Below are 17,367 nucleotides of genomic sequence, written 5' to 3'. Positions count from 1 at the left end.
AAAAAGAAAAGACCTGCTAAGCGTCAAACACCTAACAGGTCTAAATATACTCTAAAATAGCTAATTTTATTAAGCGTTTTGCTCTTTAATTAAATTTAAAGCTGACCCTGCCTTAAACCATTCAATTTGTGCATTGTTATAGGTGTGGTTTGCTTCTACAATAGCTTTACTTCCATCGGCATGTACCACCTCAATGGTCAACGGTTTATTAGGTGCAAATTCATTCAGGTCCAAAAAGTTGAAGGTATCATCCTCTTGAATTAAATCATAGTCACTTTCATTGGCGAATGTTAAACCTAACATACCTTGTTTTTTCAAATTGGTTTCATGTATACGAGCAAATGACTTCACAATTACCGCAGCAACACCCAAATGTCTTGGTTGCATAGCCGCATGCTCACGCGAAGATCCTTCACCGTAGTTATGGTCTCCTACTACCACAGTTTTAATACCTGCTTTTTTATACTCTCGTTGAGCATCTGGCACACCTACATACTCTCCTGTTAATTGATTTTTAACAAAATTGGTTTTATCGTTAAAGGCATTTACAGCACCTATAAAGGTGTTATTGGCAATATTATCCAAATGTCCTCTAAAACGTAACCAAGGACCAGCCATACTAATATGGTCTGTAGTACACTTCCCTTTTGCCTTAATCAATAATTTTGCCCCAACAATGGTATCGCCAATTGGTTCAAAAGGCGTTAGCAGCTGCAAACGTTCAGAATTCTCATCAACGATAACCTGAACCCCACTTCCATCTTCAACAGGAGCTAAATAACCGCTATCTTCAACAGCGAACCCTTTTGGAGGTAATTCCCATCCTGTTGGCTCATCCAACATCACTTCTTCACCATTTTCATTAATCAGCTTATCAGTTAACGGATTAAAATCCAATCGCCCTGCAATAGCAATAGCTGCCGTTAATTCTGGTGATGCTACAAAAGCATGGGTATTAGGGTTACCGTCTGCACGCTTGGCAAAGTTCCTGTTAAATGAATGTACGATGCTATTTTTTGGTGCATTCTTTGGATCACTGTATCTTGCCCATTGTCCAATGCATGGTCCACAAGCATTAGTAAAAATTTTAGCATCTAATTTTTCAAATACCTCTAGAATACCATCACGTTCTGCAGTATATCGCACTTGTTCTGAACCTGGGTTAATTCCAAACTCAGCTTTAGTTTTTAAACCTTTATCGAGTGCTTGCTGTGCAATAGAAGATGCTCTGGATAAATCTTCGTAAGATGAGTTGGTACAAGATCCTATTAGTCCCCATTCTACTTTAATCGGCCAATCATTGGCTTTAGCCTTTTCTGTCATGGCTGTACCTACTGGTGTAGACAAGTCTGGTGTGAACGGTCCATTTAATAACGGATTTAATTCTGATAAATTGATTTCAATAACTTGATCAAAAAACTGTTCTGGATTAGCATAAACCTCTGCGTCTGCAGTTAAATAATTTTTCACCTTATTGGCAGCATCAGCAACATCAGCTCTATCAGTTGCTCTCAAATAACGCTCCATGGATTCGTCGTAACCAAAAGTAGAAGTTGTTGCTCCAATTTCTGCACCCATATTACAAATGGTTCCTTTTCCTGTGCATGACATTGCAGTAGCGCCTGAACCAAAATACTCAACAATGGCTCCCGTTCCTCCTTTTACAGTAAGGATTTCAGCAACTTTAAGAATAACATCCTTAGGTGCTGTCCAACCAGAAAGCTTACCTGTTAATTTAACTCCTATAAGCTTTGGAAACTTAAGCTCCCATGCCATACCGGCCATAACATCTACAGCATCGGCTCCACCTACACCAATAGCTACCATACCCAATCCACCGGCATTAACCGTATGGGAATCGGTCCCTATCATCATACCTCCTGGAAATGCATAGTTCTCTAAAACAACCTGATGGATAATTCCAGCACCTGGTTTCCAAAATCCAATACCATATTTGTTAGAAACAGACTCTAAAAAGTTAAAAACTTCACTACTTACATTATTGGCATGCTTTAAATCAACAGCAGCACCTTCTTTCGCTTGTATTAAGTGATCACAATGTACTGTGGTAGGTACCGCAACCTTGCTTTTACCTGCTTGCATAAACTGAAGCAAGGCCATTTGGGCTGTAGCATCTTGACAAGCAATTCTGTCGGGTGCAAAATCAACATAATCATTTCCTCTTACAAAAGCCTTAGTAGGAACTCCATCCCACAAATGATTATATAAAATCTTTTCTGAAAGTGTTAATGGTTTACCAACCACTTCTCGGGCTTTATCTATACGTTCGGCCATTCGTTCGTAAACACCCTTAATCATATCTATGTCAAATGCCATATCCTTAATTTATTTATTAGATTTTTTAAGTGTCGCAAAGTACAAAATTAATGCAAAGTTTTAAAAATAAAGGTCTAAGAATACTGGTAAACCATACAAATTTATTATAGCATTATTATGAATAAATATAGATTAAAATATTCTCAGTTTTTAGGGCTCAAAATAGCTTTTTAACAGTTTATGTATTAAAAAAATATTTGATTCTTAAATCATCCCTTAAATTGGTCATAGGCTTTTCGAAATAATTATACACCATCATGGAAAGCAAATAGGTAATTATTAGATACATGAATGCACATACAATACATTCAAGCATGCTTAAGCTATTAAAATCCAATAATAATTGCATTAAATACAATACAAATGTATAATGTAACAGATACATGGCATATGAATATATGCTTATGTTTTTAATAATTTTAGAAAGCCATGGTCTTGGTTCTTTCAAAAAGTAAAACTTGGGCAACAAAAAACCTATTGTTATTGAATTTAAGGGTAACAACATCACATTCCAATAGAATGGTGTTTTTTCTATACCTATACCCAACATTGGCATTATTATAAATAGTAACCCAATTAAAAATACACCTAAAAAGAAAAGCAAATCTTTTAATTTTTCAATACGTTTCTTGTATTTGTTAAAGTAATACACCAATATAAAACCATAGAAAATACTGTCTAACCTATAAATTACTATAGGCTTTAAACTAGAATTCCATATAGCTAAAGATTGTAAGGTATTAGCTGATTTAGCATAATATAATAGTTTAGTAACCAAAAAGAGAAGCACTAAGAAAACAGAAGTCCATAAAAATAGTTTATCTTTTTCCTTAATCGTTTTAAATAACTTATACATAATATAAAGACCTATAGGCGCCAAAAGATAGGCGTACTCTTCTATTGATAAACTCCATGATTCAGGAAAAAAAGGGATGTGGTATTTGTTAAAATTTTGAAGAAAGAAAACATATTTCCAAAGGTCATTAGGCAATTTATATCCTACTAGAATAGCTATAAAGATATTAACCAATAACATTAAATAATATAATGGTAAAGTCCTAAACCAGCGTCTTACCAAAAAATGAAGCACATTTTTTTGGGAAAAAGACGTTGTTGTGATTAACCTTAAAAGTATACCCCCTATTAAAAACCCACTTAAAACAAAGAATAATTCCACGCCCTCTATTCCCAACATCTTCATTCCAGGCAATCGATAACCCTGAAAAATATAAGTAGTATGCGATAGAACAACCATAGCAATGGCTATTGCTCGCATAACATCCAAACCAAATATTCTTGGTGTATTGTTTTTCAATTTATCTAGGAATTTTTTGGTCTCTAAATTTTAAAATAGGCTTTTCAAAATAAACATATATGAGGTTTGACACAAAAATAGTCGCGCTTAAAAAAAATAAAACCAGAAATGCTTTCACTAACATTCCAAGGGCTACAACATCAATAAACAATTGTAAATTGAGCAATAACAGAGAATAGTTAACCAAATATATGGCATACGATCTTGTACTTACAAACTCAATAACTTCTTTATATATCCCTTTTCCTTTTATATCCAAAAACAATGGAAACAATAGCAATAAAGACATGCAAAGTACTTGTAAATACAAAAAGGAATAAAACCATAAATGGGTTTCAGGTGACATTTTGAATATATAAATTAGTGCGTGTAACATGATAAAAATTACTAAACCAGATACAAACAAAATGCTCTTATACCTATTTATGAAGCTTTTATAAACGGTAATAAAATATACAGCCAAAAACCCATAATAAATACTATCCATTCTATAGACAACCACCTTTCTAAAAGATGAACTCCAATCGTGATAGTTTAAAACATCGGCATTAAAATAATAATGGATTTTCAAAAGTGTAAGTAAAACTATGGTTACTAGTGAAGTTAAAAAAAACAACTTTTCACCATTCCATTTAATGATTATTGACATTAAAAAAAGAAGCAAGGGCAAAAAGATGTAAGCGTATTCCTCAATGGATAAACTCCAGGCTTCAGTGAAAAAATTAGGATGTTCCCAAGCGAAATTTTGAAGAAATAGCCCATAAAGAAAAGTGTCTTTAGGTAGTTTCAATCCAATTAGGAATGCCAATACAATATTGACACACAAAATAAGAAAGTAATTGGGCAATGTTCGAAACCAACGGCGTTTCCAAAATCTTAGCAGTTTTGACCAATTTATATCATCATTGTTCATCATTTTAAGTAATATGCCGCCTATTAAGTAGCCACTTAACACAAAAAACAAATCAACACCTACTGCCCCCATCAATCTGAAAATATTCAGAACAACAGTTACATTTTTAGGGAACAATAAAAAAGTACAATGGGAAAAAATAACCAGACCTATTGCCAAAGCCCTTAAGCAATCCAGACCAAATATTCTATCTGACTTCATTTGATACATTGAAAACAAGTATCAATGTAGCATTTTTTTATTAAAATAGACTTTCAATAATCTGGCTTTCTGTTATACCTTCAGCCTCAGCTTTGTAATTTTTAATAATGCGGTGCCTTAAAATACTATGGGCTATGGCCTGTACATTTTCCATATCTGGTGAAAATTTACCATGAATGGCAGCATGGGTTTTTGCGGCCAATATCAAGTTTTGAGAGGCTCTTGGCCCTGCACCCCAATCGATATAGGTTTTTACCAAATCGTTAACCGTATTTCCTTCAGGTCTAGTTTTACCTACCATAGATACAGCATATTCAATAACGTTATCGGCTACTGGTATACGGCGTATTAAATGTTGGAAATCTATTATTTCTTGAGCAGTAAATAAGGCATCCACCTTATGTTCCACATCGGTTGTTGTTGTTTTTACTACCTGCACCTCTTCTTCAAAAGAGGGGTAACCCAAATTAATGGCAAACATAAAACGGTCCAATTGGGCTTCTGGTAAAGGATAGGTTCCTTCCTGCTCTATGGGGTTTTGGGTTGCCAACACAAAATAAGGGAGGCTTAATTTATAGTGATGGCCAGCCACGGTTACTGCACGTTCCTGCATGGCCTCTAACAAGGCTGCTTGGGTTTTAGGTGGTGTACGGTTTATCTCGTCTGCTAAAATGATATTCGCAAAAACAGGTCCCTTAACAAACTTAAAATGTCTATCCTCATCTAATATTTCGCTACCTAAAATATCACTTGGCATTAAGTCTGGTGTAAATTGTATACGCTTAAAATCCAAACCTAAAGCCTGGGCAATTGTATTGACCATTAAGGTTTTAGCCAAACCAGGTACACCAATCAATAAAGAATGTCCACCAGAAAATATAGAGATTAATATTTGATTGATTACCTCATCTTGACCAACAATGACTTTAGCTATTTCAGCTTTTAATTGGTTGTAACGTTCTACAAACTGTTCAATGGCAGCAACATCAGACATGTATTATTTTTTTAACCAGTTACTAGAAAACTCACAATCTCTATATTCTCCACCAATTTTAATATAGGTATCCATAATTTTCTCGGCTTGCCATTGTTCTATGGCCTTGATTTGTTTTTCCTGAAGAGCCAATTCCTTAATCTTAAGAAAATCTTGGGCATAATCAGCTTCATGATCATCAACTCTATCCGTAACGGTTAAGATTACAAACTTAATATCTCCTGTTCTTTCTTGATCGGTTAATACCAAACTGACTTCCCCGTCTTCTAAATTCTGAATTTGCGCATACAACTCAGTATCCATTTTTGTCAATTCAAAATTATAGTCTTGGGTTTCTGGATTGATAAGTTGTCCGCCTTCGGCCCTGGTTTCTTCTTCATCACTTATTTCCCTAGCAGCATCTGAAAAAGAAATATCACCACTAACAATACGTTGCCTTACCTTTTCTAGACGTTCCTTAGCTTCACGAATAGCTTCATTAGAGACTTTAGGTCTCAATAAAAGGTGACTTACATCGTATTCCTGCCCTCTAATTTTTTGAAGATGAATGATATGAAATCCAAAATCGGTTTCAAAAGGCTCCGATATTTCTCCTTCTTGTAATGAAAATGCGACCTGCCTAAACTCTTTAACCATTCTTGGTTTCTTTCTATTTAAGATATATTTATACCCCGATTGTTTCAATCCAGGATCTTCCCCATATAAAATAACTTTAGACCTAAAACTAGCCCCATTTTCTTCTACATCTGCTTTAAACTCTTTTAACCTGTCGATTACCTTTTGCTTTTCTTCTTCAGAGACCTTTGGCTTGGCAACTATACGTGCCACCTTTAAAGTTGTTCCAAAAAAAGGACGTTCTTCTTGAGGTATATTATTAAAAAACGTTCTTACCTCTTCCGGAGTCACCTCAATTTCCTCAACCACTTTTGCTTGCATTCTTCTTGCCAACATATTGGCCTTGTTAATCTCCATCATTTCATCCCTAAGACTTTTTTCGTCATCTTTGTTATAGAACTCTAAAAGACGCTCCATGGAACCATTAACTTGTTGCAAGAACTGCTCTAATTGGAAATCGACCTGTTGTCTTACTTCGGCATCGGAGACTTCAATACTATCCTGTATGGCATGGTGGGCATATAACTTATCTTCTAACAATTTTCCCATTAACTCACAATCTCTAATATCCTTGGTATTATAACCACTAGCTTCTAGTTGTGCTCTATTTTTAGGAATATCGGAATCTAAAATTATATAATCGCCAACTACAGCCGCCACGCCGTCTACCTTAACTGCATTTGCTGTATCCATTTTTACTTTAGGCTTTACCTCTTCTTTCTTATCCTCTTCAATAATCTCTTGGGCAGCCGTTAAATTAATCGCTATTACGACTAAGGTGAACGTAACCAATGGCTTTATACTATTTAAAAATCTCAAACTGTTTATTTTTAATTGCATCTTTTGTAATATCTTTTTCTATTTGCTTTATGAGCTCTAATTTTCTTTTGTTAATTACAATTTGGTCGATGGTAGGTTTAACATATTCTAATGGTGCCGTTTCGTTTCTCAAAAGGACATCATTAATTTGCATCAAATATACTCCTAATGAGTCTTTGAGTTGTATAAAATTAGATTTTTTTAACAAATCATCTTTATTCATCACATTTAAAGCTGGGATCTTGGCAATAACCTGATCAACTTTTACCCAAATAGAATCGTTTAAAGAATAGGATTTAAACTGGATGGAAATGGAATCGAGTTCTTTTTTATCTTCTGTATTAAACCGCTTAAAACGTTTTTCAATGGTATTAAAATTGTTTATACTTTCAACAACATGAATGTAACGGAACTTAATAAGTTCTTCATTCAATTTAAAAACATCCTTGTTTTCACTGTAATACACTTGGGCTTCTTCATAACTTACAACAGTATCCACACTTCTACTCACCAAAGCCTCTAAATAGGCCTTTGCAAATAAATCGTTCTTGTATTGGTTTACCAAACGGTTGAAGATTTCCTGCTTGCTTTCACTTAAATTAAGCTTTGCCCCATCGAACAACAATTGTTGGGTAGCCCAGCTTTTTATATAGTTTTGGACCAAAAGTGTACTATCTTCTTTTGAAGTCCCTTCAGATACGAGTCCCTCAATATCGTCTTCATACAAAAAAGAATTATTTACTCGGGCAATAGCATCACGATCATCAACCTTTTTGAAAAAATTACAGGACACAAAAGTACTGCTTATTAACATAATGGTCCATATTCTTAATTTCACTTGTGGTTTACTTTTGTTAATTAATCAATTATTACTTTTTCTGTTTTTTTAACCTCGTCTGACTATAGCTTACTCTTGACCTCATTTCTCACTTCTTTTAAAACGTCAGCATTAATAACAACCTTATATTTTTTTCTCAGTTCTTTCATCCATTGAGCCTCTTTGAATTCTTGGTAATCACTAATCACCAATCCTTTTGCTTCCTCAAAAGTTTTTAAGGACTTTGGGATAATCTCTTTTGTTTGTATTAAAACATAACCCGAATTATGTTTGTAGATTTTGGACAACCCTTTTTTAAATTTATATTCTTTTGGGATCGACTGATGGTTTGCATCCATATTACCTTGTGTAAAAATAACTTCAATATTATCGTTACTATTTACCAAGTTTTTAATTTGATCTATTTGCAAGCCTTCATTCAATAACTTAGCAACTTTTTTAAGTGGCTTTTGTTTGGATGAAGACGCTACCAAAGTATTTATACTTTCTGGTGTGTAATAATTAGCTTTATGACTGTTATAAAAATCCTGGATTTCAGTTGAATCTTTCGCAGCATTCCAAATGGTAGATTCCATAAGATCGAACAGTAACAACCCGTCACGATATTCGTTAACTACATGGGCAAAATCCTCATTTTCAAACTCCAAGTTATCCTCCTTATATTTAACCAGACTACTATTTAAAAAGGTTTCATAGTTTTTTTTCACTACGACCGAAAATGGCTCCCTCTTTTGAAAACTACGTTGGCTTTTTAACAAATATTGTCCAAAATCGTTATAACTTAATGCTTTATTACCAATTTTTAACAAAAGTTTGTTAGCGGTGAAATCCTGTGGAAGCGACCAAGTCCTTCTAAAATAATTTTCATTTAAAATAGAAGTGAAATAGTCAAGGACAGGCTGTTCCTCATTGATATGATATTGTTTCTTTAATTTACTATATAAGGCCTCATCAATCAATTTAGACCTATCATCGCGTTTGACCTTTACTTCCAATTCTGGCTTTAAAATCTTAAAAGGTGCGATTGGTGTTTTTTGGTAAAGTTTTATAATATGCCATCCGAACTTAGTCATAAAGGGTTGCGAAACATCTCCTATATTTTCCAATTCAAATGCCTTTTCTTCAAATTCTGGCGCGCTAAGTTGTCCACCAGAAAATGGATTTAGGAGACCACCCTTCGACGCCGAACTTTTATCTTCTGAAAATTGTTTCGCCAAGGCTTCAAAATCTTCTCCTTGGATTATTTTTTTATATATTTCGTTAATTCTAATTTCTGGATCTCCATTATCATCAGTACTATTTAACCCAATCATGATATGGGCTACGGTACGTTCGCCCCTAGATTTTCTTTTATCAAATACTTTAACAATATGATACCCAAACCGTGTTCTAAATGGTTTGGAGATTTCACCAACAGGTGTATTAAAAGCAGCATTTTCAAACTTATACACCATTTTAAAACCTGTAAAATACCCCAATTCTTCTCCAAAAATGGTCTTACCATTATGCACCTGCTTTCTCACCGTTTCAAAACCTTCTTCCATGGTACGTTCTCTTAGCTTAAGTATTTCGTTGTAAGCCAGCAAAGTATCTTGCGGACTTGCCTCTTCATCTACCCTTACCAGTATATGGTTGGCATTTACATCATGTGAAATGCGTTCATAAGCTTCTTCAACCAAAGCATCAGTAACTTTAGTATCGGATATATAACTTTTAGCCAGTTGTTTTTTATAAGTATCTAATTCCCGTTTATAGCTTTCTTTTTCATTTAGGCCCAAGGCTTTAGCTTCTTTTAACTTTAATTTATAATTGGTGAAAAGGGTTAAATATTCATCCACATCCTTTTGGGATTCATCCTGAACCAAATCAAGGTTTTTATTATAAACCCTTAAAAATTCAGAAACATAAACTGGATCTCCATCGACCGAAAAAAGAATATCATTAGTAGCCGTTTGGGCATAGCTCTTAAAAACAAAACACTGAACTACTAAAATTGAAAAAAACTTAAATTTCACAGGTTTAAATTTTTTAATTATTTGATAATATATTATTTACAAAATCAAGAACGTGTGTAAGCACTCCGTTCTCTTTTTAAAAATTTTAGATATTTCAATTGGTAAAGAAATTTATAAATTTTTAATGTTCATTTTATTTAAATATCAACTTTTAAGCTAGTCACAAAAATAGCAATATATACCTATAATACAAGTTGTTTAACATAACGTTTAAAAAGCAATTCTCGTATGAATCGTGAATTATAGGCCTTACCATAAAATTTCATAAACTATGATTAAACCATAGGATTTAGATAAAGCTTCTAACAAAAAAAGCATGACGAAGAGCCATGCTTTTGAAATTTTATAATTAAATATACTTACCTCGAATAATTAGGAGACTCTTTGGTAATAGTAACATCATGGGGATGGCTTTCATTAATACCACTTGCGGTAATTTTAACAAAACGTCCAGTGTCCTTTAAGGTCTCTATATCTTTCGCACCACAATAACCCATACCAGCGCGTAACCCACCTATAAACTGGTGGATACTTTCGTACAGATCGCCTTTATAAGGTACACGACCTACAATACCTTCTGGTACTAATTTTTTAATATCATCTTCAACATCTTGGAAATAACGGTCCTTACTACCTTCTTTCATAGCTTCAACAGAGCCCATACCGCGATAAGACTTAAACTTTCGTCCTTCATAAATAATGGTTTCTCCTGGAGATTCCTTGGTTCCAGCCAATAGAGATCCCAACATCACACAATCTGCACCAGCTGCAATAGCCTTTGGAATATCTCCCGTATATCGAATACCTCCATCGGCAATTACTGGAACACCACTGCCTTTAATAGCAGCAGCCACTTCAAGTACCGCCGAAAACTGTGGAAAACCAACACCAGCTACCACACGGGTAGTACAAATTGAACCTGGTCCAATACCTACTTTTACTGCATCGGCCCCTGCTTCAACCAAATATTTGGCGGCTTCGCCCGTAGCGATATTACCAACTATAACATCCAATTGTGGAAATTTGGCCTTTATATCCTTTAAAACACCTACAACACCTTTGGTATGTCCATGTGCTGTATCGATTACAACAGCGTCAACCCCTGCATTAACCAGAGCTTCTGCCCTATTAACTGCATCAGCAGTAACACCAATAGCAGCAGCTACTCGTAAACGTCCATATTCATCTTTATTAGCATGAGGTTTCTGACTTAGCTTAGTGATATCCCTAAAAGTGATAAGACCGGATAATTTAAAATTATCATCAACAATAAGCAGTTTTTCAATTTTATTAGCCTGAAGAATCGCTTCGGCATCCATAAGTGATGTCCCAACTGGAGCGGTCACTAAGTTTTCACTAGTCATAACCTCAACAATAGGCTTATTATTGTCATGCTCAAAACGCAAATCACGATTGGTAACAATCCCTTTTAAGGTGCCATCTTTATCTACAATTGGAATACCCCCAATACCATTCTCTGCCATAGACTGCTTTGCATCTATAACCTCGGCAGTAAGCGGCAATGTTACGGGATCTATAATCATACCACTTTCAGCTCGTTTTACCCGTCTAACCTTCATGGCCTGAGCCTCAATAGTCATGTTTTTATGAAGTACTCCTATACCACCTTCCTGAGCCATGGCTATAGCCATTTTACTTTCTGTAACCGTATCCATAGCTGCCGAAATAATAGGCACATTTATGGTAATGTTACGTGTAAATTTCGTTTGAATATTTACTTCACGCGGTAAAATTTCTGAAAATGCTGGAACTAAAAGGACGTCGTCGTAAGTAAGGCCTTCCCCTACTATTTTATTTTGATGTGCAGTCATTGCAATTACGTTATAATTGCGTGCAAATTTACATATTTTTTCCTTTCACTGCACAAAAAACCGTCTATTTTAAGCAGGTTTCTTTTGAAATAATTGGTATAGTACAATAAAAACCGATAAGGTAAATGTTAAGGTCATTAAAATGCCCGAAATCATAACTATGTATTTCATCCACAGCATCCCATTCCATAACAAATATAATCCACCAAAGGTAAATACTACAGAGAAAAAAGGTTCGACCATCAAAAATAGCTTAAACTTATTTGGTAATTTGGTAATCGCCACAAGCACTCCTAATAAAAAGAATATAATGGCCATGGACAGGACGTGGTTATGAACCAATCTCAGCATTTCCTGTTCACTCTTCTTAAAACGCATAACTTCAACATCTTCATCATGCTCATTGCCCAAATATTGTTCCTCTATACCATTTGGATTTGCTGAAGATGTTTCACCAACAAATAGTAAACCAGTATAAAAACCTATACTTAAAACCACTATAAATACACCTATTAGTAACTTTATTTCCTTTGGTAGTGTAACTATGACCCCGTTTATCTGCATCTATAATATATTTTTGGAATGGAGTATTTTTAACGATTTTAACAAATTGTTCATTGCTGTAGTCATAGAACGAACTGATATGGTCGCTCCAGAAATTGCAACAATATTTTCGCCATAATTTAATTCGTCGTTTTGAGACTTACCCACAAACTGTTTTAGCCAACGCTTACTACCAATTTCACCGCCATAATCCTCCCGATATACCAATACCTTTGCCTTAATAACTATCAGGTTCTCATCAAGTAATACTAGGTAATCAAACTGTGCCGTTTTACTTGGTGCCTGACCGATATAGGCATAACCTAAAAAATTATGATTTTCTACAATTCTAAAAAAATTATCGGCTTTAAATTCTGAAGGTAAATCTTTAGATATACTTTCATCTATACTTTGACTGGCAAGGGCATACATCTCTACCTGAAATGTTTCCTTAATTTCTTTATCAACTTTCTTTTTAATGTTTTTTGGCAAACCAAAAGACATTAAAGCCATTATCAATAATAATATCGAAACTTGTTTAAAGCGCATGATGCAAAAGTATTCTTTTTAAAGTGATGAAACAAGATACTCTATTTTTAGAATAATATTAAGTACCTTGTTTCACCAGTAATTCAATTCCTTATTTAGAACCAAACACCTATTCCAAAATTTAATCTATCGGAAACATTATCACCAGACAATGCATTATCCCTAAATTGATAATCCCCTTTAAGTACAACTCCAGGAGCTATGTGGTAACTCAATCCAGTGGTAATATCCGTTCTATTATAGGCATCGTTTCTAACAAAACTTCCTGCCGTATCTGCATGTGTATCATATTGTTCGTACCTCAAAAATGCAAATAATCGTTGCTGTTTTTCTATGGGCAACAAATTATAAGCACCCTCTATATACCAGCCTTGCAAAGCACTACCTAAACCTTGATTAATTGGTCTATTGGTTGCTATGTTGTATGCTTCTGTATCACTAAGACTTGCATAAATAAACTGACCACGAGCGGTAAACCTTTGATAGGCATAGCGTGCATCCAGTCCCAACATGGCAATACCAATATTAGCACCTTCAAGTTCTTCAATATTATCTTCTGCCTGCGTTTTTCCTGTATAACCAGCTAATCCTAAACGGAGACCTGGCAACCCGTAATAATCTAATTTTACTGATAAAGTAGGACTATCGATTGTAGACTTAATTGCTTTTTGACGCCCTCCTCGCAAACCACTTGATCCACTTAAAAAGCCACTTAAGCCACCTGCTCCATCAGAAGTAGTAGATTTAAAACCGTTGAAAACATAGGCTTGGTAACCCAAAGACAAATCATTGAACCTACCTGTAACCCCTACTCCAATCTCTCTCCAAGTAGTTGGAATAATAACATTATCTACGGCCGGACGTTCTACACCATTAAATGTTGTTGGTTCATGAAACTCATTAACAATTCCCATTGGAACCAACATTAAACCACCCCTAAGGCTTACATTAGAAGCTATAGCATAATTAACAAAAGCTTGTTCAACGAAAACTTCCTCTACATGTTCTAATTCCAATTCCGTTACAAACTGGGTTTTGTCATTAAACTTATAACCAAATAAAAGTACTAAACGCTGCACATCCAATTCACCGTTTTTTGCTTCTGGCTGGTTATAAGTTATCTCACCATAAGCACCAACAGTGACGGCTTTACCATAATTACCAGATAAAAGACGTTGAGCTGCATTAATCTGCTTTTGGGGATCGAACGTAATAGAATCCTGTGCTGTTTGTGCTTGAAGAAAAGACACCAATAAAAGTGCAATTAGTAACGTTAATTTTTTCATGATTTGATAAAATTTTATTTTTATTTAGATTAATTATAAATAATAGTTAGTTTATAGCCACAAAGATAAAACCCAAAATTACTTGGACAAAATTTATTTAGATTAAATTTAAATAAACTTTTATTAAAAAACATAACACTCTAATAATGTGAGGTTTAACCAATGTATTTTTAATGATAAAAATTGAATATTTTGGAAGCTTCATTAAAAGCACTCTCAAAACTAAAGGCGTTTAGTGTGTTAGTTTTGTTAGACGTAAAGTAAGATAATAGTTTTTCGGTTGGCATGTTGCCTGTAAGTTCGTCTTTAGCCATAGGACAACCGCCAAAACCTTGAATGGCACCATCAAAACGATAGCATCCAGCCTTAAAAGCGGCATCAACTTTATTAAACCAACTAGATCGTGTGGTATGTAAATGGGCACCAAATTCAATATTAGTATATAACGGAATTAAATTTGAAAATAAATACGATATCGTTTCTGGGGTCGCTGAACCTACCGTATCACTTAACGAAAGTATGCTTACACCCATATTGACCAATATCTCGGTCCACTTACCCACTATTTCCACATTCCATGGGTCGCCATAGGGGTTACCAAATCCCATAGAAATATAAACAACTACTTCCTTGTTATATTTATAGGCAATTTCAAGAATTTCTGATAACACCCCTACCGATTGAGTAATGGTTTTATGTGTATTACGCATTTGAAAGTTTTCTGAAATGGAAAATGGATAGCCTAAATAATCTATTTCCCTGTGTTTACAGGCATCGTTGGCGCCTCTAGTATTAGCAATAATAGCCAACAATTTACTAGTAGTCTTACTTAAATCGAGTTGGGACAAAACTGCTGTCGTATCCACCATCTGAGGGATAGCCTTCGGTGATACAAAACTTCCAAAATCAATAGTATCAAAACCAACTCGCAATAAGGCTTGTATATACTGTACCTTTTTTTCGGTAGGTATAAATTGTTTAATCCCTTGCATAGCGTCTCTAGGGCATTCAATGATTTTGACTGGCTTGGTCATAATTGATTTTATAACGAGATAAAAATAGCACTATTTTTTGTAAGACCTAAGCTTTATTACCGACATAAGAGTTGATTTTTCCTGATTAATATGAAGCCCTTTTATTCATTAGCACCCTTTCTTTTCTTATTTTCCATAACCTTTTTGCATACAGTTAATGGTCAAAGTTTTGCTGTATACAATTTTACGATTACCAGTACTTGGAATGAAACTGATCATACATCAATCCCTAATAATGCCCATTGGTCTGATTTGGTTGGCGCAACACATAATGTTATTAATGAATTTTTGGAAGAAGGGCAACCTGCTTCGATAGGAATTAAGAATGTTGCCGAATTGGGTTCAAACACAAATTTTGAAAATGAAGTCAATGTAGCAATTGCTTCCAATAGGGCTAACCAGTGGTTGCAAGAGCCTTTTACTCCACATGCTGCCATTAGTTCGGCTACACTAACAAATGTTCAAGTGAACGAAAACTATCCATTATTAACATTGGTTTCAATGGTAGCTCCCAGTCCAGATTGGTTTATCATGATTAACAGTTTAAATTTAAGAAATGAAACTAATACCAATTGGAAGCCTTCTTTTTCAACTGATGTCTATGCCTTTGATGCTGGAACGGATGATGGTATTGATTACGAATCGAATAATATGGCAAGTAATCCGCCTGTAGGTATTTTCAAAATTAATGGACCACCTTTTAATGGCAATGTTATTGGTACGCTAACTGTTAGCTTACAATCTGTTTTGGATGTTAAAGAAGATACTTTTCAAAATTTATCAATCTACCCCAATCCAAGTGATGGAAAAGTAACTATTTCTCACTCCCAGAATATAACTTTTAAAGACATTGAAGTTTTTAATGTTATTGGAAAGCTTATAAAAACCTATAACCATATAAAACCTGCTAATATAATTAAGTTAGACCTTTCACAATTAAACAAGGGGATCTATATTTTAAGACTTAATACAATTAATGGGCGAAGTAAAACACTAAAACTAGCACTTCAATAAAGCCCTATTTATAGACTTTACAAGTGAAGGTCCTTCGTATATAAACCCTGTATAGACCTGAACCAAATCGGCACCTGCATCAATTTTTTCTAAAGCATCCTTAGCCGAATGAATTCCTCCAACACCAATTATAGGAAAGGCTTTGTTACTGTGTTCCGATAAATATTTAATCACACGCGTACTTTTATCTTTTATGGGCTGACCGCTCAATCCACCATTGCCAATAGCATCCAGTTGTACTTTCGATGCTTTTAAACCATTTCTATCGGTAGAAGTATTGCTCGCTATAACGCCATCCAATTTTGTATGCTTTACTAGTTCTATGACTTCATCTAACTGGCCGTTGTTCAAATCTGGTGCTATCTTTAACAGGATTGGTTTTTCCTTTGCAAAACTGGCATTGACCTTTTGCACGGCACTAATTAATTCCTCCAAATAGTCCTTGTCGTTCAGCTTGGCATGACTTCCAACATTTGGACAACTCACATTAAGCACAAAATAATCCACATAGGGGTGCAGGGCATTAAAACACTCCAGATAGTCCTTGGTATAATCTTCGGGTTTGGTCGCCGTATTTTTACCAATATTACCTCCTATAATCAATTGGCCCCTATTCTTCTTCAACTGTTCAATGGCTGCTTCCACCCCCTCATTATTAAAGCCCATACGGTTTATAATCCCCTTATCATCCTTTAATCTAAACAATCTTCTCTTGGGGTTTCCGGGTTGAGCCTTAGGGGTTACTGTACCTATCTCAATAAAACCAAACCCAAAATTGGCCAACTCATTATATAATACCGCATTTTTATCGAAACCAGCAGCCAACCCAACAGGATTTTTAAATATTAGCCCAAATAAATGACGCTCCAAACGTTTATCATTTACCACATACAAACTTCTAAAGAGTTCCTTAAGACCAGGAATCTTAGACATAAACTTTATTAATGAAAAGGTGAAATGATGGATTTTTTCTGGGTCGAACGCAAAAAATAGAGGGCGAAATAATAATTTGTACATTCAGTATTATTTGTGCAAAAATACATAAAAATTTTTGTTTGTAAA

The 17,367-nt window shown here is 34.7% G+C and carries 14 protein-coding genes; 1 reads left to right on the top strand and 13 read right to left on the bottom strand.

The window, feature by feature from the left end; genetic code table 11:
* Window positions 1-69 precede the first annotated feature (69 nt).
* The 12 genes from MR053_RS07095 to MR053_RS07040 form a co-directional block, all read right to left on the bottom strand.
* Window positions 70-2,337: an aconitate hydratase gene (locus MR053_RS07095; RefSeq protein ID WP_242131745.1), complete on the bottom strand. Its 2,268-nt coding sequence runs from the start codon at window positions 2,335-2,337 to the stop codon at window positions 70-72.
* Window positions 2,338-2,515: 178 nt separating this feature from the next.
* A complete protein-coding gene (locus tag MR053_RS07090; RefSeq protein WP_242131744.1) occupies window positions 2,516-3,652 on the bottom strand; it encodes an acyltransferase family protein in 1,137 nt (378 codons plus the stop codon).
* A gap of 1 nt (window position 3,653) precedes the next feature.
* Window positions 3,654-4,766, bottom strand: a complete 1,113-nt coding sequence (locus MR053_RS07085) for an acyltransferase family protein (RefSeq protein WP_242131743.1) — start codon at window positions 4,764-4,766, stop codon at window positions 3,654-3,656.
* A gap of 40 nt (window positions 4,767-4,806) precedes the next feature.
* A complete protein-coding gene (locus MR053_RS07080) occupies window positions 4,807-5,760 on the bottom strand; it encodes an AAA family ATPase (protein WP_242131742.1) in 954 nt (317 codons plus the stop codon).
* A 3-nt stretch (window positions 5,761-5,763) separates the two neighbouring features.
* Complete coding sequence (locus MR053_RS07075; protein ID WP_242131741.1) at window positions 5,764-7,215, bottom strand: peptidylprolyl isomerase; 1,452 nt, start codon at window positions 7,213-7,215, stop codon at window positions 5,764-5,766.
* A complete protein-coding gene (locus MR053_RS07070; RefSeq protein WP_317221706.1) occupies window positions 7,178-8,032 on the bottom strand; it encodes a peptidyl-prolyl cis-trans isomerase in 855 nt (284 codons plus the stop codon). Before MR053_RS07070 ends, MR053_RS07075 begins: the two co-directional genes overlap by 38 nt.
* Before the next feature lie 62 nt (window positions 8,033-8,094).
* Complete coding sequence (locus tag MR053_RS14005) at window positions 8,095-10,047, bottom strand: peptidylprolyl isomerase (protein WP_242131740.1); 1,953 nt, start codon at window positions 10,045-10,047, stop codon at window positions 8,095-8,097.
* 359 nt (window positions 10,048-10,406) lie between these two features.
* Window positions 10,407-11,879: an IMP dehydrogenase gene (gene guaB, locus MR053_RS07060; RefSeq protein ID WP_242131739.1), complete on the bottom strand. Its 1,473-nt coding sequence runs from the start codon at window positions 11,877-11,879 to the stop codon at window positions 10,407-10,409.
* 69 nt (window positions 11,880-11,948) lie between these two features.
* Window positions 11,949-12,443, bottom strand: a complete 495-nt coding sequence (locus tag MR053_RS07055) for a hypothetical protein (protein WP_242131738.1) — start codon at window positions 12,441-12,443, stop codon at window positions 11,949-11,951.
* Window positions 12,444-12,971, bottom strand: coding sequence for an FMN-binding protein (locus MR053_RS07050; protein ID WP_242131737.1), 528 nt, complete (start codon window positions 12,969-12,971; stop codon window positions 12,444-12,446).
* Window positions 12,972-13,066: 95 nt separating this feature from the next.
* On the bottom strand, window positions 13,067-14,257 hold the full coding sequence (locus MR053_RS07045; protein WP_242131736.1) for a hypothetical protein: 1,191 nt from the start codon (window positions 14,255-14,257) through the stop codon (window positions 13,067-13,069).
* A 170-nt stretch (window positions 14,258-14,427) separates the two neighbouring features.
* Window positions 14,428-15,291, bottom strand: a complete 864-nt coding sequence (locus tag MR053_RS07040) for a hydroxymethylglutaryl-CoA lyase (protein ID WP_242131735.1) — start codon at window positions 15,289-15,291, stop codon at window positions 14,428-14,430.
* Between the two features lie 144 nt (window positions 15,292-15,435).
* Here MR053_RS07040 and MR053_RS07035 point away from each other — a divergent pair, with 144 nt between their 5' ends.
* Window positions 15,436-16,305, top strand: coding sequence for a T9SS type A sorting domain-containing protein (locus tag MR053_RS07035; protein ID WP_242131734.1), 870 nt, complete (start codon window positions 15,436-15,438; stop codon window positions 16,303-16,305).
* Here the strand turns inward: MR053_RS07035 and MR053_RS07030 are convergent.
* The gene (locus tag MR053_RS07030) at window positions 16,291-17,322 is read right to left on the bottom strand and encodes a quinone-dependent dihydroorotate dehydrogenase (RefSeq protein WP_242131733.1); all 1,032 of its coding nucleotides are present in this window, start codon (window positions 17,320-17,322) and stop codon (window positions 16,291-16,293) included. The two genes, MR053_RS07035 and MR053_RS07030, sit on opposite strands and share 15 nt — an antisense overlap.
* Window positions 17,323-17,367: the final 45 nt, after the last annotated feature.

This window comes from Aestuariivivens marinum (assembly GCF_022662175.1).
Lineage (GTDB): Bacteria > Bacteroidota > Bacteroidia > Flavobacteriales > Flavobacteriaceae > Aestuariivivens > Aestuariivivens marinum.
This window is presented reverse-complemented; position numbering and strand designations above follow the sequence as displayed.